We start from the raw sequence: 19,776 nt of genomic DNA on the forward strand, positions 1-19,776 counted from the left end.
ACCATGACGACGCCGATGCCCATCTCCGCCGCCGACCTGCAGCCGCTGCTGCCCGAGCTGACCCTGATCGGTGGCGCGTTCGCGCTGCTGATGCTGGACCTGTTCCTCGACCATTCGCGCCGCTTCATCACCCATGCCATCGCGCTGGCCGTCATGGCCGCCGTCGTGTGGATGCTGGCGACCGGCGCGGGCGGGCAGGGCAGCGTGTTCAGCGGCATGTTCGTGCGCGACACCCTGGCCGATGTCAGCAAGGTGGTGATCGTCGCGGTCAGCGCGCTGTCGCTGGTCTACGGCTGGCCCTACCTGCGCGAGCGCAACCTGTATCCGGGCGAGGCGCCCGTGCTGGTGATGTTCGCCACCGCCGGCATGATGATGATGGTGTCCGCCGGCAGCCTGGTGATGGTCTACCTGGGGCTGGAACTGCTGGCGCTGTGCTCCTACGCGCTGGTCGCGCTGAACCGCGACGATGGCCTGTCGACGGAAGCGGCGATGAAGTACATCGTGCTCGGCTCGTTGGCGTCAGGCCTTCTGCTCTACGGCATGTCACTGGTGTACGGCGCGACCGGTTCGCTGCATCTGCCGGCGATCTTCGACGCCACCGGCGCCGCGCTGAGCGGCAGCAGCGACGCACGCATGCTGTTGCTGACCGGTGTGGTGTTCATGGTCGCGGGCGTGGCCTTCAAGCTGGGTGCGGCGCCGTTCCACATGTGGCTGCCCGACGTCTACCACGGCGCGCCGACACCGGTGACGCTGTTCATCAGCGCGGCGCCGAAGCTGGCGGCTTTCGGCATGGCGTTCCGCCTGCTGCAGGACGGCCTGGGCCCGGCGGCGGCGCAATGGCAGTGGCTGCTGGCCGGCCTGGCCGCCGCGTCGCTGGTGATCGGCAACGTCATCGCGATCGCGCAGACCAATCTCAAGCGCATGCTGGCGTATTCGACGGTGTCGCACGTCGGCTTCCTGCTGGTCGGGTTCGCCGGCGGCGGCGAGACGGGCTATTCGGCGGCGCTGTTCTACGCGATCAGCTACGCCATCATGTCGGCGGCGGCGTTCGGCGCGATCATCGTCTTGTCGCGCCAGGGCTTCGAGGCCGACAAGATCGATGATTTCAAGGGGCTGAACGCGCGCAACCCGTGGCAGGCCGGCCTCGTGCTGTGCGTGATGGCCTCGCTGGCCGGCGTGCCGCCGTTCCTCGGCTTCTGGGCCAAGCTGGTCGTGCTGGGGGCGGCCGTCAACGGCGGCTTCCTGTGGCTGGCCCTTGTCGGCGTGCTGTGTGCGGTGATCGGTGCGTTCTACTACCTGCGCGTGATCAAGGTGATGTATTTCGACGAGCCGGTGGGCGAAGTCCCGCCGCCGCGCGCCGACCGCGTGGTGCCGGTGGTGTTCGGCGTCAATGCGCTGGCCCTGCTGGCCCTGGGCATCGCCTGGAACCCGATCATGGCCTGGTGCAAGCTCGCCTTCGCAGGCTGAGCTCGCGCCCGGATCCACACGATTTCCCGCCGGCGGCGCGCCGCCGGCACCTGTGATGAACGCGATGTTTCAATTTGGTGCATGGCAAGGCTTGCAATGCACCGGCGTATTCATCATAATTTCGCTTCTGCTGCGGGGTGGAGCAGTCTGGCAGCTCGTCGGGCTCATAACCCGAAGGTCGCAGGTTCAAATCCTGCCCCCGCTACCATGTTTATCCGAGGTCGCCGACACCGGCGACCGACGAAAAGCCTGGGCACGCAACGACGCATGTTCCCGTCGTTGCACCGACATCCAGCGTATCGGACAAGGGGCCCATCGGGCCCCTTGTTTGTTTCAGCGATATGCAGAACCACGAACCATCGGCAGCGAACCCGTGAGCGACAAGGCCAACGACATCGCCAACCTGCTGGCACCCACCGTCCAGGCACTGGGCGTCGAGCTGCTCGGCATCGAATACCTGCCGGCGCCCGGCGGCGCTACCGTGCGCCTGTACATCGACGTGCAGGAAGCCGAGCGCGCTACGCGCCACGTCAACATCGAGGATTGCGAAGCGGTGAGCCGCGAAGTGTCGGCGCAGCTCGATGTCGAGGATCCGATCTCCGGAAACTACACGCTGGAAGTCTCCTCGCCCGGCGTGGATCGTCCGCTGTTCCGTCTGGAGCACTACGCGCGCTTCGTCGGCGAGTCGGCCAAGGTCGTGCTGAAGCTGCCGCAGGACCGTCGCCGTCGGCTGCAGGGCACGATCAGCCGGATCGAAGGCGACAGCATCGTGTTCACCGTCGACGATACCGAGATGACGGTGGCGTTCGACAACATCGACAAGGCGCGCCTGGTCCCCGACTGGGCGGCGCTGGGCCTGGCGCCCGAGAAACCCGGTGGCGGCCGCAAGGCCGGCGCCAAGAAGGCGGGCGACGCCAAGCGTGCGCCGGCCAAACAAGCCAAGAAAAAACCCAACCAACCGGCGGCCCGCAAGCCGCGCGCGGAGTGATCAATGAGTAAGGAACTGTTGCTGGTCGTGGATGCGGTGGCGAACGAGAAGGGCGTGCCGCGCGAAGTCATCTTCGATGCCATCGAGGCCGCCCTGGCGTCCGCCGCCAAGAAGCGTTACCTCGACCAGGACGTGCAGGTGCGCGTCACCATCGACCACAAGGACGGCAGCTACGAGACGTTCCGCCGCTGGGAAGTGGTGGCCGACGACGTGGTGATGGAATCGCCCGACCGCCAGATCCGCCTGATGGACGCCGAGGACGAAGCCGAAGGCGCCGAAGTCGGCGACTGGATCGAAGAGAAGATCGAGAACCCCGATTTCGGCCGCATCGCCGCGCAGGCCGCAAAGCAGGTCATCGTGCAGCGCGTCCGCGAAGCCGAGCGCGCGCAGGTGGTCGATGCCTGGAAGGACCGCGTGGGCGAACTGGTGACCGGTGTGGTCAAGCGCGCCGAGCGCGGCAACATCTACGTGGACCTGGGCGGCAACGCCGAGGCCTTCATCCCGAAGGACAAGGGCATCCCGCGCGACGTGTTGCGCGCCGGCGACCGCGTCCGCGGCTACCTGTTCGACGTGCGCTACGAACCGCGCGGCCCGCAGCTGTTCATCAGCCGCGCCGCACCGGAGTTCATGATCGAGCTGTTCAAGCTGGAAGTGCCGGAAGTGGGTCAGGGCCTGGTCGAGATCAAGGCCTGCGCCCGCGATCCGGGCGACCGCGCCAAGATCGCCGTGCTGGCGCACGACACCCGCACCGATCCCATCGGCGCCTGCATCGGCATGCGCGGCTCGCGCGTGCAGGCCGTGAGCAACGAACTCAACGGCGAGCGCGTCGACATCGTGCTGTGGAACGACAACCCGGCCACCTTCGTCATCAATGCGATGGCGCCGGCGGAAGTGCAGTCGATCATCGTCGATGAAGAGAAGCATTCGATGGACCTGGCCGTGGCGGAAGACCGCCTGGCGCAGGCGATCGGCAAGGGCGGCCAGAACGTGCGCCTGGCCAGCCGCCTGACCGGCTGGCAGCTCAACGTCATGACCGCCGACCAGGTGCAGGCCAAGAGCGAGGCCGAGCAGGCCGTCGCCCGGCAGCTGTTCATGGACAAGCTGGAAGTGGACGAGGAAATCGCCGCCATCCTGGTCGCCGAAGGCTTCAGCACGGTCGAGGAAATCGCCTACGTGCCGGTCGGCGAGCTGCTGGCCGTCGAGGGCTTCGACGAGGACATCGTCGAGGAACTGCGTTCGCGCGCCCGCGACGCCCTGCTGAACGAGGCCCTGGCCGAGGAGGAGGGTCTTGAAGGCGACCACCCGGCCGACGACCTGCTGGCGCTGGAAGGCATGGACGAGGAAACCGCATTCGCGCTGGCCTCGCATGGCGTCCGCACCAGCGAGGACCTGTCCGACCTGGCCGCCGACGAAGTGGTCGAGTTCGGTATCGAGGGCCTGGACGAGGGTCGCGCCGCGGCGCTGATCCTGGCCGCCCGCGCCGAGGAGATCGCACGCCTGGAGCGGGGCGCATGACCGCCGCCGGGGCCCGCCTGGACCGCGGCGCATGAGCCACCCATGAACACCGCCCTGGCACCCGCAGGGCTTAGAATTCCCCCTCTTGAACAGGGTTGCCCCACCACCAGCCGGGGGGCGCGAAACCCAACCTAGGATCCGAATGTCGCAGCAAACCACCATCCGCAAGCTCGCTGAACTGGTCAATACGCCGGTCGAAAAACTCCTGGAGCAACTGTCCGAAGCCGGCATGAGCTTCAGCGGTCCCGACCAGGTCGTGACCAGCATGGAAAAAGTGAAGCTGCTCGGCTTCCTCAAGCGCTCGCACGGCAAGAGCGATGCCGCCGCGGATGAGGCTGCGCCCAAGAAGATCACGCTGAACCGTCGCAAGGTGCAGGAGGTCACCGTCGCGGCGGGCCGCAGCAAGACCACGGTGAACGTGGAAGTGCGCCAGAAGCGCACCTACACCAAGCCGACGGACGCCGAGTCGGTGGCCACCAACTGGCAGAGCGAGGCCGATCCGGAGCGCGCCGAGATCCTGCGCAAGCTGGAGGAATCCCGCCAGCGCAACCTGGACGAGCAACAGCGCCTGGCCCAGGAAGACGCCAAGCGCGCCGAAGAGCTCGAGCGTCGCCGCCAGGAAGAAGCCGCGGCCCGCGCCGAAGCCGAAGCCGCGCGTGCGCAGGCCGATGCCGAAGCCGCCGCGCTGGCCGCCGGTGCCGTCGCCGTCGATGGCGACGAGACCGCGCGTCCGGCCAAGCCGGCCACGCAGGGCCACCACGTGCCGAAGATGGTCGTGCGCAAGGACCCGCCGCGTACCGACGACCGCAACAATGCCGCGGCCGCCAAGCACAAGACCCGTGGTTCGCACGCGATGGTGGCCGGCGTCGAGGACGACGACAACACCAGCCGCTTCGCCGGCCAGCTGCATCTGTCCGCGGCCGACCGCGCCCGTCGCGGCGCCTCGCGCGGCAAGCCCAAGCCGCCGCGCCGCCATGAGCAGAGCCGCGGTGGCGGCGGTGCCCACGGTTTCGAGCGACCGACCGCGCCGATCGTGCGCGAAGTGGCGATCGGCGAGACCATCACCGTAGCCGACCTGGCGCAGAAGCTCGCACTGAAGGGCGGCGACGTGGTGAAGGCGCTGTTCAAGATGGGCGTGATGGCCACCATCACGCAGACCATCGACCACGACACCGCCGCGCTGATCACCGAAGAGCTCGGCCACAAGGCCGTGCGTGCCGACGCCAACGACGTCGAGAACGAACTGCTCGCGCATTCGGAAGAGCAGCAGGGCGACAAGGTCGCGCGTCCTCCGGTGGTCACCATCATGGGCCACGTCGACCACGGCAAGACGTCGCTGCTGGACTACATCCGCCGCACCAAGATCGCCAGCGGCGAGGCCGGCGGCATCACCCAGCACATCGGCGCGTACCACGTGGAAACGCCGAAGGGCGTCATCAGCTTCCTCGACACCCCGGGCCACGCCGCGTTCACCGCGATGCGCGCCCGCGGCGCCAAGCTGACCGACATCGTGGTGCTGGTGGTCGCGGCCGACGACGGCGTCATGCCGCAGACCCGCGAAGCCATCCAGCACGCGAAGGCGGCGAAGGTGCCGCTGATCGTGGCGGTGAACAAGATCGACAAGTCCGACGCCGACCCGCTGCGCGTGAAGAACGAGCTGCTGGCCGAGGAAGTGGTCGCCGAAGAGTTCGGCGGCGACACCCAGATGGTGGAGATCTCCGCCAAGACGGGCCAGGGCGTGGACAACCTGCTGGACGCCATCTCCATCCAGGCCGAACTGCTGGAACTGAAGGCCGTGGAAGACGGCCGCGCCAGCGGCGTGGTCATCGAATCCTCGCTGGACAAGGGCCGCGGCCCGGTCGCGACGGTGCTGGTGCAGCAGGGCACCCTGAAGAAGGGCGACTACCTGGTCTGTGGCATCCAGTACGGTCGCGTGCGCGCGCTGTTCGACGAAACCGGCGGCCAGCCGCCGTCGGCCGGACCGTCCATCCCGGTGCAGGTCCTGGGCCTGTCGGGCGTGCCGGAGGCGGGCGACGATTTCGTCGTGGTCGCCGACGAGCGCCTGGCCAAGGACGTGGCGCAGCAGCGCGACGCCAAGCGCCGCGAGTCGCGCCTGGTGCAATCCGCCGGCAGCCGCATGGAAGACATCATGGCGCAGCTGGGCAAGGGCGAAGGCCAGCTCAGCCTCAACCTGATCATCAAGGCCGACGTGCAGGGTTCGGTGGAGGCGCTGCGCCACTCGCTGACCGCGCTGTCCAACGAGTCGATCCGCATCAACATCATCAGTTCCGGTGTGGGCGGCATCACCGAGTCCGACGCCAACTCCGCGGTCACCTCCAAGGCCACCGTCATCGGCTTCAACGTGCGTGCCGACGCCTCCGCGCGTCGCATCATCGAAGCCAACGGCGTGGACCTGCGCTACTTCTCGATCATCTACGACGTGATCGACCAGGTGAAGCAGGTCGCGTCCGGCCTTCTGGGCGTGGAGATCCGCGAAGAGATCATCGGCATCGCCGAAGTGCGCGACGTGTTCCGCAGCTCCAAGTTCGGCGCGGTCGCGGGTTGCATGGTCATCGAGGGCACGGTCAAGCGGAACAAGCCGATCCGCGTGCTGCGCGCCAGCACCGTCGTGTTCGAGGGCGAGCTGGAATCGCTGCGCCGCTTCAAGGAGAACGTCGACGAGGTGCGTAACGGCACCGAGTGCGGCATCGGCGTGAAGGCGTACAACGACGTGCAGCCGGGCGACCAGATCGAGTGCTTCGAGCGCATCGAAGTGCAGCGCACGCTCTGATCCGACATGCCGACGAAATCGTTCCACCGCACCGACCGCGTTTCCGCCCAGCTCCGCCGCGAGCTGGGCACGCTGGTGCACGAGGCCGTGCGCGAGCACGGCTTGCCGTCGGTCAGCGTGTCCGACGTCGAAGTCACCCGCGACATGGCGCATGCCAAGGTGTTCGTCACTGCGCTGATGCAGGAGCGTTCCGCCGAGGCGGTGAAGGGTCTGAAGGAACTGGCCTGGGGGCTGCGCATGGAGCTGGCGCGCCGCGTGAAGATGCGGCATGTCCCCGAATTGCACTTCCATTACGACGACTCCGTCGATCGTGGCGAGCGCATCGAAACCCTGCTGCGCGACAACCCGCCGGTACCCGAATCCGACGACGAAGCCTGATACGTCATGCCGCAGAGCGGAGCTTGCTCCGCTGTTCTCCGTCTGGGTGTCCGGATGTCTGCTTCGCAAGCGAGTCGAGCAAGCTCGACTCTACGATCGGCGCCGCTGTTCTCCCTGCCGTGATGTCCCGATTCCGGTCGCATGAAGACGTCGAGATGGCTCGACGCTACGATGCGGCGACTCCCCGCCACACCACGTGACCTGGACCGTATGGCAGGACGCACCCAATTCCGCCCGCTTGACGGCCTGCTGCTGCTGGACAAGCCGCTGGGCATGAGCTCGAACGGCGCCCTGCAGGTCGCGCGGCGGCTGTTCCGCGCGGAGAAGGGGGGGCATACCGGCAGCCTCGATCCGCTGGCGACCGGCCTGCTGCCGCTCTGCTTCGGCGAAGCCACCAAGATCGCCGGCCTGCTGCTGGGCTCGGGCAAGGCCTATGACACGGTCGCGGTGCTGGGCACCACCACCGATACCGACGATGCCGACGGCGCACCGCTGCGCGAGCGCCCGGTGCCGTCGCTGGACAAGGTGGTCCTCGAGGCCGCCTTGGCGCCCCTGACGGGCCGCATCCGTCAGCGCGCACCGATCTATTCGGCATTGAAGCAGGGCGGGGAACCGCTTTACACCAAGGCCCGGCGCGGCGAGGTCATCGAGGCGCCCGAGCGCGATGTCGAGGTGCATGGCATCGAGATCCTGGAGATCGCCCCCACCCGCCTGTCGTTGCGGGTGGCCTGCGGATCCGGCACCTATGTGCGCAGTCTGGTCCGCGATCTCGGCGAAGCGCTGGGGTGCGGGGCGCACGTGGGAGCGCTGCGGCGTCTCTGGGTCGATCCGTTCAGGCAGCCCCGCATGTACACGCTGGAGGCGTTGCAGGCGATCGCTGAACAGGGTGGGGAAACCGCTCTCGAGGCCTGCCTGCTGCCCGTCGAAGCCGGCCTGACCGGCTTCCCGCGCGTCGACGTCGACGCCGTCGGCGGGCGCCGGCTGGCGCAAGGCCAGCGGCTGCGCGGATACCCGCCCAGCGAAGGCCCGGTGGCGATCCACGGGCCGGAAGGCGGCGTGCTGGGGCTCGGGACGGTCGATGCCGAAGGCACGCTGTCGCCGCAGCGCCTGTTCGCGTGGGCGGTCGCCGGCACGACCCAGAAGGCTCAGCACGCACAATAAAACCTTGTTTCACAAGGACCCGGCGGCTACACTACGCCGCCGGTTTTGTACCGGCATTTCCGTTATTTCCCCAGCTTCATCAACGGCGAGCCAGGCGGTGCGCGCGGAGGACAGCCCGCGTTCCTGCAGGCCACGCATCCAACAGAGAGAAACCATGTCCATCGATACCCAGAAAGTGATTGCCGACAATGCGCGTGGCGCCAACGACACCGGTTCCCCGGAAGTCCAGGTGGCCCTGATCACCGCCCGCATCGAGCACCTGAGCGGCCACTTCAAGACCCACAAGAAGGATCACCACAGCCGTCGTGGTCTGCTGCAGCTGGTCAACCGCCGCCGCAGCCTGCTTGATTACCTCAAGAAGAAAGACAACGAGCGCTACAAGACCCTGATCGAAAAGCTCGGTCTGCGTCGCTGATATATCCCCGACCGCGGCGCAGAGATGCGCCGCGGTTTGCATTTCAGGGAACGGAATGCGCTGCATCCGCTGGCCGCACCGGGCCCGCCTCCCTCAGCTCCACCGGCCGGACGCATCCGGCCAGCCGCACGCGACAAGGGTCGCGTGAGGTCCAACCCGCACAAGGCATCCCAAGGAAACCCCCGTGGCAAAAATCACCAAAACCTTCCAGTACGGCAAGCACCAGGTCACCCTGGAAACCGGCGAAGTCGCCCGTCAGGCCGGCGGCGCCGTCGTCGTCAAGTTCGACGACACCGTGCTGCTGGTCACCGCCGTGGCCGCGAAGTCGGCCCGCGAAGGCCAGGACTTCTTCCCGCTGACGGTCGACTACCAGGAGAAGTTCTATGCCGGCGGTCGCATCCCCGGTGGCTTCTTCAAGCGCGAAGGCCGCGCGACCGAAAAGGAGACGCTGATCTCCCGCCTGATCGACCGTCCGCTGCGTCCGCTGTTCCCGGAAGAATTCCGCAATGAAGTGCAGGTCATCGCCACGGTGATGTCGCTGAACCCGGACATCGACGGCGACATCCCGGCGCTGATCGGCGCCTCCGCCGCCGTCGCCCTGACCGGCGCGCCGTTCAACGGCCCGATCGGCGCAGCCAAGGTCGGTTACATCAACGGCGAATACGTGCTGAACCCGACCGTCAGCGAACTGAAGGACTCCAAGCTGGAGCTCGTCGTCGCCGGTACCGCCAACGCCGTGCTGATGGTCGAATCCGAAGCCGCCGAGCTGTCGGAAGACGTGATGCTGAGCGCCGTGATGTTCGGTCACCGCGAGATGCAGAAGGCCATCGCCGTGATCAACGAGCTGGTCGCCGAAGCCGGCAAGCCGAAGTGGGACTGGCAGCCGCCGGCCAAGAACGAGGGCCTCATCGCCGCGCTGCGCCACGCCGTGGGCGACAGCCTCGCCGGTGCGTTCCAGGTGCGCGACAAGATCGAACGCCGCGACACCATCTCCAGCCTGAAGAAGGCCATCCTCAACACGCTGGCCCCGCAGGCCGAAACCCATGCGTGGAGCACGGGTGAGCTGTCGAAGGAGTTTAGCGAGCAGGAATACCAGACCATGCGCGCCTCGGTCCTGAAGACCAAGGTCCGCATCGACGGTCGTGCGCTGGACCAGGTGCGTCCGATCTCCTCCAAGGTCAGCGTGCTGCCGCGCGTGCACGGCTCCTCGCTGTTCACCCGAGGCGAGACGCAGGCGATCGTCGCCGTCACCCTCGGCACCGCGCGCGATGGCCAGGTGATCGACGCCGTCGGCGGCGAGTGGAAGGACCACTTCCTGTTCCACTACAACTTCCCTCCGTTCTCGGTGGGCGAAGCCGGCCGCATGATGGGTCCGAAGCGTCGCGAGATCGGCCACGGCCGCCTCGCCAAGCGCGGCGTGCTCGCCGTGATGCCGACGATGGAAGAATTCCCGTACACGATCCGCGTGGTCTCGGAAATCACTGAGTCGAACGGTTCGTCCTCGATGGCCTCGGTCTGCGGCAGCTCGCTGGCGCTGATGGATGCCGGCGTGCCGATCAAGGCGCCGGTGGCCGGCATCGCGATGGGCCTGGTGAAGGAAGGCGACGAGTTCGTCGTGCTGAGCGACATCCTGGGTGACGAAGACCACCTGGGCGACATGGACTTCAAGGTCGCCGGTACCGCCAACGGCGTGTCCGCGCTGCAGATGGACATCAAGATCGAAGGCATCACCGAAGAGATCATGAAGCAGGCGCTGACGCAGGCGAAGGCCGGCCGGCTGCACATCCTGGGCGAGATGGCCCACGCGATGACCGCACCGCGCCAGGAGCTGAGCGAGTTCGCGCCGCGCCTGATCACCATCAAGATCCACCCCGACAAGATCCGCGAAGTGATCGGCAAGGGCGGTTCGGTGATCCAGGCGATCACCAAGGAAACCGGCACGCAGATCGACATCCAGGACGACGGCACCATCACCATCGCCTCGGTGAACGGCGCCGCCGGCCAGGCCGCCAAGGCCCGCATCGAGCAGATCACGTCCGACGTCGAGCCGGGCCGCATCTACGAAGGCAAGGTCGCCAAGATCATGGACTTCGGTGCGTTCGTCACCATCCTGCCGGGCAAGGACGGCCTGGTGCACGTGTCGCAGATCTCCAACGACCGCGTCGAGAAGGTCAGCGACGCGCTGAAGGAAGGCGACGTGGTCAAGGTCAAGGTGCTGGAAGTCGACAAGCAGGGTCGTATCCGCCTGTCGATCAAGGCCGTTGAAGAAGGCGAGGGCGTGTCGGCCGAGTAAGCGGCCCGACATCGCGACGCGTTACGGAAAAGCGGGCTTCGGCCCGCTTTTTCTTTGCGCGTTCTGTCGGCATCGCGGCAATCCAGGAGCGCGCAGGACACACCGTCCCCAAGCCTGCGACGTCCTGTCGCACGCCATCGCCGATAATGGCGGCCATGAATTCCTTGAAGACACGATCGGCCGTTCCGGCATCGCGCTGGTCCGGCCGGGGACTGGTGCTGCTCGGCATCGTGCTGTCCGCGTTCAACCTGCGTACGGCGGTGACCTCGCTGACGCCGCTGCTCGACACGCTGGGCGATACGTTCGGCTTTGGCGCGACCATGACCGGCGTGTTCGGCATGCTGCCGACGGCGGCGTTCGCGCTGTTCGGCGTGGCCACGCCTGCATTGGCGCATCGCATCGGCCTGGAGCGGACGGCATTACTGGCCATGCTGCTGGCGATGCTCGGCCTGCTGCTGCGCAGTGCGGCCGGCGATACGACGGCGCTGATGGCGGCCTCGCTGACCGCGCTGGCCGGCATGGGCATCGGCAACATCGTGTTGCCGCCGCTGGTGAAGCGCTACTTCGCCGACCGCGTGGGTACGGTCAGCACGCTCTACATCACCGTGTTGCAGGCGGGCACCATCCTGCCGGCGCTGGTCGCGGTGCCGGCGATGGAAGCGGCCGGCTGGCGTATTTCGCTGGGGGTGTGGGCGGTGTTCGCCGCGGCGTCGGCGGTCCCGTGGTGCCTGCTGCTGTGGCAGGAACGTGCGCACCGCTCTCCATTGGCCCGCGTGCACGACGCAGCGGTCACCGTCGACGACGAAGCGCCCGAACTGGCCGCGCCGCGTCCCACCGGCCGCGCCTGGCGTTCACCGGTGGCGTGGGGCATGGCGCTGATGTTCGGCATGACCTCGCTGGTGACGTATTCGATGTTCACCTGGCTACCGAAGCTGCTGGTCGAAGCCGGTGGTACGCCCGCGCTCGGCGGCACGATGGTGGCGCTGTTCTCGGCGCTGGGGCTGGTGGCGTCGCTGACCATGCCGCAGATCGCGGTGCGCATGCACAATCCCTTCATCGTGGTGGTGGTCTGCGCGGGTTTCTATGCGGCGGCGTTCGCCGGCCTGCTGATCGCGCCGATGGCGGCACCCGCGTTGTGGGTCGCACTGCTCGGCCTGGGACCGAGCACGTTCCCGCTGTCGCTGACGATGATCAACCTGCGCACGCGCACACCGGAGGGTTCGGCCTCGCTGTCGGGTTTCATGCAGGGCATGGGCTATTCGCTGTCGTGTGCAGGGCCGCTGGCCTTCGGCCTGCTGCACGAACACACGCATGGCTGGACGCTGCCGATGGCCTTCCTCGGCGGGTGCATCGTGATCCTGGTGATCGGCGGTTACCTGGCGTGTCGGCCGCGGTATCTGGAAGACACGTGGCGCTAGCACTCAATCTGTAGGATGGATTGAGCCGCAGGCGATACCTGCCGTCTCCGGAGCAAGGTTGCACCCAACAGGGAGTCCGGCTTCGTCCTCGAATGCCGCTGCGCTCCACCCATCCTGTGAAGCCTCACCCCAGCTTGATCTCCAGCTTCGCCCGCATCTGCTGACGGAACTTGGTCGCCAGCGCCGCGAAGCCCGCGCCGGTCGGGTGCATCTCGTCGAACCACTGGTTGCTGTTCGTCAGCACACCGCGCAGGTCGACGAAGTCGAACACCTTGCCGGTGGTGCGGTCGTTGCGCAGGGGCACCAGCACGTGGTCGACGAAGCCGTCGATCAGCAGGCGGGCGAACTCGCGCTGCTGCTCGATGCGTGGCAGTACGTGCGCGACCCTGTTGCCGATCCATGGGCCGACGCCTTTCTTCAGCAGCGCGGCGGCCCCCAGGTTGCCCAGGGTCAGCTTGGCGGCGCGACCGAGCTCGCGCGGGTAGTCGTAGGTGTGCGCCAGGATCGGCGTGTGCGGGCGGATCGCCTGGAAGGCGGTGATGAAGGCGCGATAGCGCTCGCGGACGTCGGCATAGCGCCTCGTCGCCACGACGCGCTGGAAGGCGGCGTCCGGGCTCATCGGGCCGGCCCCGCGGAACGTGGTCTGCAGGAAGTCATCGACGAAATCGTTGCCGCCCGCGCTGATCAGCACCAGATCGAAGTCGAAGCCGCGATACCAGGTGGACAGGTCGCGGATGCCGCGGGCGTTGAACATGTCGGTCGCCAGATCGCCACTGTCCTCGGTGCGGAAGAACAGGCCACCGGCACCGAACAGTGGCACGCCTTTCTTCTCGTCCTCCGGTGCCGGATAGACGAGCCAGTCCAGCAGGTTCATCGACAGCGGTGTGGAGAACCACGAATCGCCTTCGCAGAACACGATGGGCGTGGAGGCGAACGCGTCGGGCTTGCGGGCGAGGGCGCGGTACAGGGTGCGGAACTCGCCGCGGCGGGTGGTCATCAATGACTGCGAAGCGGGCATCGCACTTCTCCTTTCAGGTGACCCCTTCACGGACCAACGCGCGTGACGGATGAGAGCGGCCGCGGTAGCCGTCGCGGGATCGGGGAAGGGGGCGACGCCGCCGAGCGCCTTTGACATCCCGGTCCTGCACCCTTCTTCCCACAGAAGTGTCCGGCGTTGGATGTTTTCGAGCGGCCGTTCCATCGAAAAGATCCAGCGCTGAATGTTCTCGATCGATCGTTCCATCAAAAATATCGGGGGTTGGATGTTTTTGATCGGTCGTTGCACCAGAAAGATCTAGCGCTGGATGTCTTTGATCGATCATTCCGTCAAAAAGATCGGGCGTTGGATGTTTTCGATCCCTTGTTCCATCCCGAAGGTCCAACGTGGGATGGTTTCGGCGATCTTTCGTACCCAGGGGCCGGCGTCGGATCCCGGGGCCATCATGGTCAAGCCCAGTCCCGGTGCCTTGGGGTCGCCTCGCCGCATCCGTGCACCCCGGTCGTTCATGACGGGGTCACGCCGGCCACACAGGAAGTCACACCGACTTCCGGCAGGGGTAGGGCGCCGGCACCGGTGTTATCTAGTCACCTTCCTACCGATGCTGGGGAGCACCGCATGACTACCCGTCGTGACCTGTTCAAGCTGGGTGCGCTGGCCGCCGCCGCGGCCGCGCTACCGTCGTTCGCCTCCGCCGCCAGCGAGTCCAGGCCGGTCGGCAAGGCGGCCAGGCCACTGAACATCCTGATCCTCGGCGGCACCGGCTTCACCGGTCCGTTCCAGGTCGATTACGCGCTCAAGCGCGGCCACAAGGTCACCCTGTTCAACCGCGGCAAGCGACCCTCGCCGGAATGGCCGGCCGAGGTCGAGCAGTTGCACGGCGACCGCAATACCGGCGACCTGGCCGCGCTGAAGGGGCGCAAATGGGACGTCTGCATCGACAACCCGACCAGCCTGCCGTTCTGGGTGCGCGATGCGGGCAAGGTACTGAAGGGCAACGTCGGCCACTACCTCTTCATCTCGACGATCTCGGTCTATGCCGATGGCAGCAAGCCCGGCATCAACGAGACGTCGGCGCTGGCGCAGTACAAGGGCAAGGACGCGATGGCGGAAACGCAGGAATCGCTGCGCGCCGACATCGGCAATCTGTACGGCCCGTTGAAGGCATTGAGCGAAGCCGAGGCGCACACGCAGTTCGGCAAGAACGTCACCATCGTGCGCCCCGGCTACATCGTCGGCCCGCGCGACGAAACCGATCGTTTCACCTACTGGCCGCACCGCGTGGCGCAGGGCGGCGAGATCCTGGTGCCGGGCGACGGCCACGATCCCATCCAGATCATCGACGGCCGCGACCTGGGCGAATGGATGATCCGGCTGGCCGAAGCGAAGACCCTGGGCGTGTTCAACGCCTGCGGCCCGGACTACACGCTGTTGATGGACGCCATGCTGTACGGCTGCCAGGCCGTGACCGGCGGCGGCATGACGCTGACGCACGTGACGCCGAAGTTCCTGGAGGAGCAGCAGGTCGGCCTGCCGATCTGGGTGCCGTCCAAGGATAGCGAGTACGCCGGCTATGGCTCGGTCAGCAACCAGCGCGCGATCGCCGCCGGCCTGACCTTCCGCCCGCTGGCCACCACGGTGCAGGACCTGCTGGCGTGGTTCCGCAGCCTGCCGGCGGAGCGCCAGGCCAAGCTCAATGCGGGCATCACCCGCGAGAAGGAAACCGAACTGCTGAAGGCGTGGCACGCGCGGCACGGATGACGACGTGCCTCAGCCGTCGGCGCAGTCCTCGCGGTTGATGTTGGCGGTGTTGCCGCTGCGATCCATGTAGGACAGCAGGCTGCCCTCGCGTGGCGACAGGATAGCGGTCGCGGGGTAACGGGCCGCCTGCGCGCGCGCCTGGCTCAGCGCGTCCGGCGACAGGTCCGCTTCCAGCATCCGGATCATGCTGGCCATCCGCTTCTGCATCGGTTCCGGTAGCGCGGTGCCTGCCTGCGCGCGCTGCTGCACGTAGAGGTAGAGCGCAAGCGCGCGGCCTGCATCCGGTTGCACGGACTGGGCGAGCAGGTAGCGACGGTTTCCTCGCCGGTGCGGTGAATACGAGGCGGCCAGCGTCATGGCGGTGATCAGGTCCCCGGCCGCCACCGCGCGCTGCGCGATGGCCTCGGCTTCGCCGCGGTAGATGCGCAGCGCGTCCAGATTATCCAGTGTGTCGTTCATGCGGAACGCATTGCCGACGGCGTAGTGCCGCATCGCGGCCACGTTGCCGCCATGCGCCGCGCTACGCCAGTAGCGGACACGGTCCTGGGGAGAAAAGACGGGCACGCCTTCGCAGTGGCGGCTCTGTTCCAGCAGGCGTTCGCTGCCGGTGGTGAGTGCGCGGCGGCGTGCAGCGATGTCCTCGTCGGAGGCGCCCCGGAGGCTCGTCATGACATCGGGGTCCGCCAGCATCGCCGAAGCGGAATCCAGGCGCTGGCGGATGCCGTCGCAGAACTCCAGTTCGGATGCCAGGCGGCAGGCAGCGCCGGCGTCGCCGGCGTCCGCACGTTGCTTCAGACCCTGCCACGTATCGCGCAGCGGCGTGGCCAGATCGGGAAGGGGGGCCTCGGGTCTGGGTGGCCGGGGCACGCCGACATCCGGGGAAGGCCGCGCGGATGCTGCGCCCGATGCCGGCGCTGCGCCAGCCACGGGTCCCGTGTCGGCCGTCTTCTCCGGTGGCGATAGGCTGGCCCGTCCACCCCACCAACCCAGGCCCGCGACGACGGGCAACGCCAGCAACGCGATCAATGCCCCCGTGCGCCAATGGCGACGCGTTTCCATCCGGTGATTCCCCGACGTCCGTGATGCGCGTAGCTCACCACAGATCGCCAGGGAGGTTCAACGCAAGCGGCGCCTCAGCGCTCGCGTCGCACCAGCATCCGATCCACCGGGCCGCGGCGCTGCCAGTCGGGCGCGACGCGTTCGATGGCGGTCTCTGTCGTCTGCGCGGAGGACACGCGATCCGGCACGACCAGCGACGGAATCGACGTTGCGGCGACGGCGTCGCCTTCCACCTTGGGCGCCAGGTCCGTGCCCTGCATGATGCCGAGCGGCGCATAGCCGGTGTAGCCGGGGAAGATCTGGCTGAGGTTGGCGTTGCCCATGCGGCGGATCAGGATTTCCGACATGACGCGGCGATAGTCCGTGGTCACTGGTACGTCGCCGAAGGTCGGCGACAGCGTTTCCGGATTGAGGCCGGGCCAGGTGCCGTAGAAGCGGCGTCCGTTCACCGGACCGCCCAGCACCAGCATCGGGTTGCCGTAGCCGTGGTCGGTGCCGCCGTTGGCGTTGGCGCGCACGCGTCGGCCGAATTCGGACTGCACCACCACCGTCACCCGCGCCATCTCGCCGCTGCCGTTGAGCTCGGCGTAGAACGCGGCCAGCGCCTGCGACAGCTCGGCGATCTTGTTCTGGTAGTAGTGGTAACCGCTGCCCGCCGTGCCCTGGCCTTCGTGCGTATCCCAGCCGCCCAGGTCCAGCGTGGCGTAGCGCAGGCCCAGGTTGAAGCGGATGGTCTGCGCGATAGTCCACAGCTGCTGCGCGAACGTATTGTTGGGCCAGGTCGCCGGCAGGCTGGCGTAACCCTGCTGGCCGATCAGGCGCAGCGCGCCATCGGCGCGACGGCCGCTGTTCTCCATGCCGGTCTGCCCGTTCCACAGCGACGCCACCGTCTCGCTGACGCCGCGCAGGCCCGCAGGCGAATCGCTGCGCGTGCGTTGCCAGCTCCACGCCGTCGTGTTGAGCGAGAAGTCTCCCGGGCTGTTCATCGTCATCGCATCGATCGCGCCCATCAGGCCGGCCGGCTGCGTGCCGCTGACGCCCAGCGCAGGCAGGGTGCCGGTGCCGTTCGGCCGCGTTTCCCATGCGCGTGCCATCCAGCCGGTGGGCGAGCCGTACTTTCCGGGCGTGCCCAGGTCGATGTAGAGCTGCGCGTCGAAGTGGCTGCGCGTCACCGTGGTCGCCATGCCGCAGGCGTGCACGATGGCCATCTTGCCGTCGTTCCACAGGTCGCGCAGGCCGCTGGCGGACGGATGCAGGCCGAAGCCGGTGGCGGCGCCGCCGGACAGCGTCAGTGGCAGCGCGCCGTAGGCGCCGCTGACGTCGATCTTCAGGCTGGGGCGCGCCTCCTCGTAGAAGCTGCGGTCCACGCCGCTGACGGGGACGACCAGATTCAGGCCGTCCAGGCCGCCGCGCAGGAACAGGTGCACGACGGTGTCGTAGCTGTTGACGGCGGCATCGACGGGATCGGCGAACATCAGGCTGGCGCCGGTGGTGCCGACGATGGCGGCCGCGCCGCAGCCTTTGACGAATTCGCGTCGGGTGAGTCGGAAGTCGGTCATCGGGGCCTCAGCGGCTCATGAATTCGGGAGTCATCAGGATCAGCGCGACCAGGCTGCGCAGGCGCTCATGGTTGTAGTGCCGCTTCAGGTCGCTGCCCTGCCAGGTGTTGGTGTCGGTGATGACGTAGCTGTTGGGGTCGCCGTTCTGCGCCATGAAGGCGACCAGCGCCTGCTTGCGCGCCGCCTCGGGCTGGTAGCCCAGCAGGCGCGTGCACCACCACGTGACCAGATTGTTCGCGGTCCAGTTGGCCACGGGCAGGTTGGCGCGCGTGGTATCGACGATCGGATGCAGCGGCACCTCGCCGTCCTTGGTCTCCGTCAGCCAGCCCAGCAGGCGCCAGGTCATCGCGTAGGAGTTGGATCCCGACCAGGCCAGTCCGGTGTCGGGATAACCGTTCGGCGCCGGCCAGTTGTAGGGCGTATGGCCGGTGAAGCCGTACAGCCACATGAAATCGCCGCTGCGGCCGTGGTCCAGACGGATCGTCCAGTCGCCGCCCAGCGTGCGCATCGCCGCGACCGCGGCGTCGAACGGGCGGCGGTTCTTCTGGCCGAAACTGTTGATGAAGTCGTCGGAGTTCAGGATGTGGCGCAGCACCAGCTCGATCTGGTTGGGCGCACGCCAGTTGGCACGGAAGATCGCCGCCGCGCTGTCGATCAGGGCCTGCTTCGGCGTGTCGTTGATGAAGCGGCGGATGAGTTTCTTGCAGATGAACTTGGCCACGCGCGGATGGCTGGCCAGGCGGTCCAGCACGTCGCGGCCGTCCTTCAGCGCGGGCTGCTCGGGATAGATCAGCATGCCGAGCAGGAATTTCGGGCCGGCGTCGTGCCACGACTGGCGGTAGACGAAAGTGCCGTCGTTCTCGGTGGGGAACTGCCAGTGGCCGTTCTTCGCCGACCAGCCGGTGAACGCGGCCGAGGTCTCGTACACATCGATGTCGGTGTAGCCGATCGGATAGGCCGGATCCTCGGGGCAGGGCGGTACCTGGAACGGGTCCATGAAGCCCAGGTAGTTCTCGGCGCCGAAGGTATGCAGTTCCAGCAGCTCGCGCGCGAAGTTCTCGTTCGGGCCCGAGCGCGAATTGCTGATGTTGTCCAGGTAGTAGAGCATCGCGGTGCTCTGCGCCACCGCTTCCAGCATCGTGCGGAAGTTGCCCTTGGCGTTGGCGCGGATCACGTCGCGGTCGTAATGCACGAACACCGGGCCGGTGCTGAACTCGTTGCCCAGCACGTTGAAATGGTCGTGCCAGAAGTTGACCAGCACCTCGCGCAACTGGCGGCGCGAATACACCGCACGCACGAACGCCGCGCGCTGCACTTCGTTCGCGGGACGGATGCGGACGCCGTACTCGGGATCCGGCACCACGTGGTCGGCCCACAGCTGGGTCAGGGACTTGTTGAGGGTGGTGTAGCCGGCGGCGTTGAGGCGGTTGGTGACCGCGCTGTCGTCGATCGCGTCCCAGGCCAGCTGCCAGTCCACGTAGTTCGCCAGCCGCTGGCGGTCGGTACTGCCCAGCGCATTGAACTCGGCCACGGTGGTGGCGGTGGCGCCGTAGCTCAGATTGTTGAGCGCCTGCACGGCGAACGGTGGGCGCGCCATGGTCAGCAGCACCGGGTTCGACTGGCCCATCATCACGCGCCCGCCGGCCTGCGCGGTCACCGCCTCCGGCGCGGGCGTGGTGTCCTTCGGGCTGGCGCGCTCGCCGCCCTTCCAGCCGTACAGGCGGTTCAGGCGCTGGCGGACCTGGGTGTCGAGGCTGGGCGCGGCCGCCTGCGGTCGCGCCTGGGCCTGGGCGTGGTTGTCGAGGCGGGCTCGCGTGCCGACGGCCTTGCGCCGCCATGGCCCGCGCGCGAAGAGCCGACGCCACGGGACGGTGTAGTACGCCATGCGGATTTCCCTGACTTCCCCGGAATGCGGGGAGTATTGGCCAAGAACCGTACGCCGTTTGCGACCGCGCGCACAGGCCGGTCACGCCA

Annotated in this window: 14 protein-coding genes and 1 tRNA gene; 11 read left to right on the forward strand and 4 right to left on the reverse strand. The window is 67.4% G+C overall.

Features of this window, described 5'->3' with window-relative positions; all coding sequences use genetic code 11:
* Positions 1–3 precede the first annotated feature (3 nt).
* From nuoN to AC1Q5B_RS16645, 10 genes are all read left to right on the forward strand, one after another.
* Positions 4–1,467 carry an NADH-quinone oxidoreductase subunit NuoN gene (nuoN, locus tag AC1Q5B_RS16600; RefSeq protein ID WP_492632586.1) on the forward strand — a complete coding sequence of 488 codons (1,464 nt, stop codon included), beginning with the start codon at positions 4–6 and terminating at the stop codon, positions 1,465–1,467.
* Positions 1,468–1,598: 131 nt separating this feature from the next.
* A tRNA-Met gene (locus tag AC1Q5B_RS16605) sits at positions 1,599–1,675 on the forward strand.
* 165 nt (positions 1,676–1,840) lie between these two features.
* On the forward strand, positions 1,841–2,455 hold the full coding sequence (gene rimP / locus AC1Q5B_RS16610; protein WP_492632587.1) for a ribosome maturation factor RimP: 615 nt from the start codon (positions 1,841–1,843) through the stop codon (positions 2,453–2,455).
* Between the two features lie 3 nt (positions 2,456–2,458).
* Positions 2,459–3,970: a transcription termination factor NusA gene (gene nusA / locus AC1Q5B_RS16615; protein ID WP_475498405.1), complete on the forward strand. Its 1,512-nt coding sequence runs from the start codon at positions 2,459–2,461 to the stop codon at positions 3,968–3,970.
* A 142-nt stretch (positions 3,971–4,112) separates the two neighbouring features.
* Entirely contained in the window at positions 4,113–6,761 is a 2,649-nt protein-coding gene (infB, locus tag AC1Q5B_RS16620; RefSeq protein ID WP_492632588.1) for a translation initiation factor IF-2, read from the forward strand.
* Between the two features lie 6 nt (positions 6,762–6,767).
* Positions 6,768–7,139 (forward strand): 30S ribosome-binding factor RbfA, encoded by a 372-nt coding sequence (rbfA, locus tag AC1Q5B_RS16625; protein ID WP_492632589.1) that lies wholly within the window; start codon positions 6,768–6,770, stop codon positions 7,137–7,139.
* 210 nt (positions 7,140–7,349) lie between these two features.
* Positions 7,350–8,300 carry a tRNA pseudouridine(55) synthase TruB gene (truB, locus tag AC1Q5B_RS16630; protein ID WP_492632590.1) on the forward strand — a complete coding sequence of 317 codons (951 nt, stop codon included), beginning with the start codon at positions 7,350–7,352 and terminating at the stop codon, positions 8,298–8,300.
* 154 nt (positions 8,301–8,454) lie between these two features.
* The gene (gene rpsO / locus AC1Q5B_RS16635) at positions 8,455–8,715 is read left to right on the forward strand and encodes a 30S ribosomal protein S15 (RefSeq protein ID WP_142124238.1); all 261 of its coding nucleotides are present in this window, start codon (positions 8,455–8,457) and stop codon (positions 8,713–8,715) included.
* Positions 8,716–8,899: 184 nt separating this feature from the next.
* The gene (gene pnp / locus AC1Q5B_RS16640; protein ID WP_492632591.1) at positions 8,900–11,008 is read left to right on the forward strand and encodes a polyribonucleotide nucleotidyltransferase; all 2,109 of its coding nucleotides are present in this window, start codon (positions 8,900–8,902) and stop codon (positions 11,006–11,008) included.
* A 155-nt stretch (positions 11,009–11,163) separates the two neighbouring features.
* Positions 11,164–12,426, forward strand: a complete 1,263-nt coding sequence (locus AC1Q5B_RS16645) for a CynX/NimT family MFS transporter (RefSeq protein WP_492632592.1) — start codon at positions 11,164–11,166, stop codon at positions 12,424–12,426.
* 124 nt (positions 12,427–12,550) lie between these two features.
* On the opposite strand, the gene AC1Q5B_RS16650 is transcribed toward AC1Q5B_RS16645, so the two are convergent.
* The gene (locus AC1Q5B_RS16650; protein WP_492632593.1) at positions 12,551–13,423 is read right to left on the reverse strand and encodes an SGNH/GDSL hydrolase family protein; all 873 of its coding nucleotides are present in this window, start codon (positions 13,421–13,423) and stop codon (positions 12,551–12,553) included.
* 618 nt (positions 13,424–14,041) lie between these two features.
* Here AC1Q5B_RS16650 and AC1Q5B_RS16655 point away from each other — a divergent pair.
* Positions 14,042–15,184, forward strand: coding sequence for an NAD-dependent epimerase/dehydratase family protein (locus AC1Q5B_RS16655; protein WP_492632594.1), 1,143 nt, complete (start codon positions 14,042–14,044; stop codon positions 15,182–15,184).
* A gap of 9 nt (positions 15,185–15,193) precedes the next feature.
* On the opposite strand, the gene AC1Q5B_RS16660 is transcribed toward AC1Q5B_RS16655, so the two are convergent.
* The 3 genes from AC1Q5B_RS16660 to AC1Q5B_RS16670 form a co-directional block, all read right to left on the reverse strand.
* On the reverse strand, positions 15,194–16,051 hold the full coding sequence (locus tag AC1Q5B_RS16660) for a hypothetical protein (protein ID WP_492632595.1): 858 nt from the start codon (positions 16,049–16,051) through the stop codon (positions 15,194–15,196).
* A 266-nt stretch (positions 16,052–16,317) separates the two neighbouring features.
* On the reverse strand, positions 16,318–17,802 hold the full coding sequence (locus AC1Q5B_RS16665; RefSeq protein ID WP_492632596.1) for a DUF1501 domain-containing protein: 1,485 nt from the start codon (positions 17,800–17,802) through the stop codon (positions 16,318–16,320).
* Positions 17,803–17,809: 7 nt separating this feature from the next.
* Positions 17,810–19,687: a DUF1800 domain-containing protein gene (locus tag AC1Q5B_RS16670; protein ID WP_492632597.1), complete on the reverse strand. Its 1,878-nt coding sequence runs from the start codon at positions 19,685–19,687 to the stop codon at positions 17,810–17,812.
* Positions 19,688–19,776: the final 89 nt, after the last annotated feature.

The sequence above is a fragment of the Pseudoxanthomonas sp. GW835-FHT14C01 genome (genome assembly GCF_058793715.1).

Coding starts and splice junctions, on each gene's coding strand:
- AC1Q5B_RS16665 (WP_492632596.1), bottom strand. CDS start 17,802: ATGACCGACTTCCGACTCACCCGACGCGAATTCGTCAAAGGCTGCGGC.
- AC1Q5B_RS16650 (WP_492632593.1), bottom strand. CDS start 13,423: ATGACCACCCGCCGCGGCGAGTTCCGCACCCTGTACCGCGCCCTCGCC.
- AC1Q5B_RS16655 (WP_492632594.1), top strand. CDS start 14,042: ATGACTACCCGTCGTGACCTGTTCAAGCTGGGTGCGCTGGCCGCCGCC.
- AC1Q5B_RS16645 (WP_492632592.1), top strand. CDS start 11,164: ATGAATTCCTTGAAGACACGATCGGCCGTTCCGGCATCGCGCTGGTCC.
- AC1Q5B_RS16670 (WP_492632597.1), bottom strand. CDS start 19,687: ATGGCGTACTACACCGTCCCGTGGCGTCGGCTCTTCGCGCGCGGGCCA.
- rbfA (WP_492632589.1), top strand. CDS start 6,768: ATGCCGACGAAATCGTTCCACCGCACCGACCGCGTTTCCGCCCAGCTC.
- infB (WP_492632588.1), top strand. CDS start 4,113: ATGTCGCAGCAAACCACCATCCGCAAGCTCGCTGAACTGGTCAATACG.
- nusA (WP_475498405.1), top strand. CDS start 2,459: ATGAGTAAGGAACTGTTGCTGGTCGTGGATGCGGTGGCGAACGAGAAG.
- nuoN (WP_492632586.1), top strand. CDS start 4: ATGACGACGCCGATGCCCATCTCCGCCGCCGACCTGCAGCCGCTGCTG.
- truB (WP_492632590.1), top strand. CDS start 7,350: ATGGCAGGACGCACCCAATTCCGCCCGCTTGACGGCCTGCTGCTGCTG.
- rpsO (WP_142124238.1), top strand. CDS start 8,455: ATGTCCATCGATACCCAGAAAGTGATTGCCGACAATGCGCGTGGCGCC.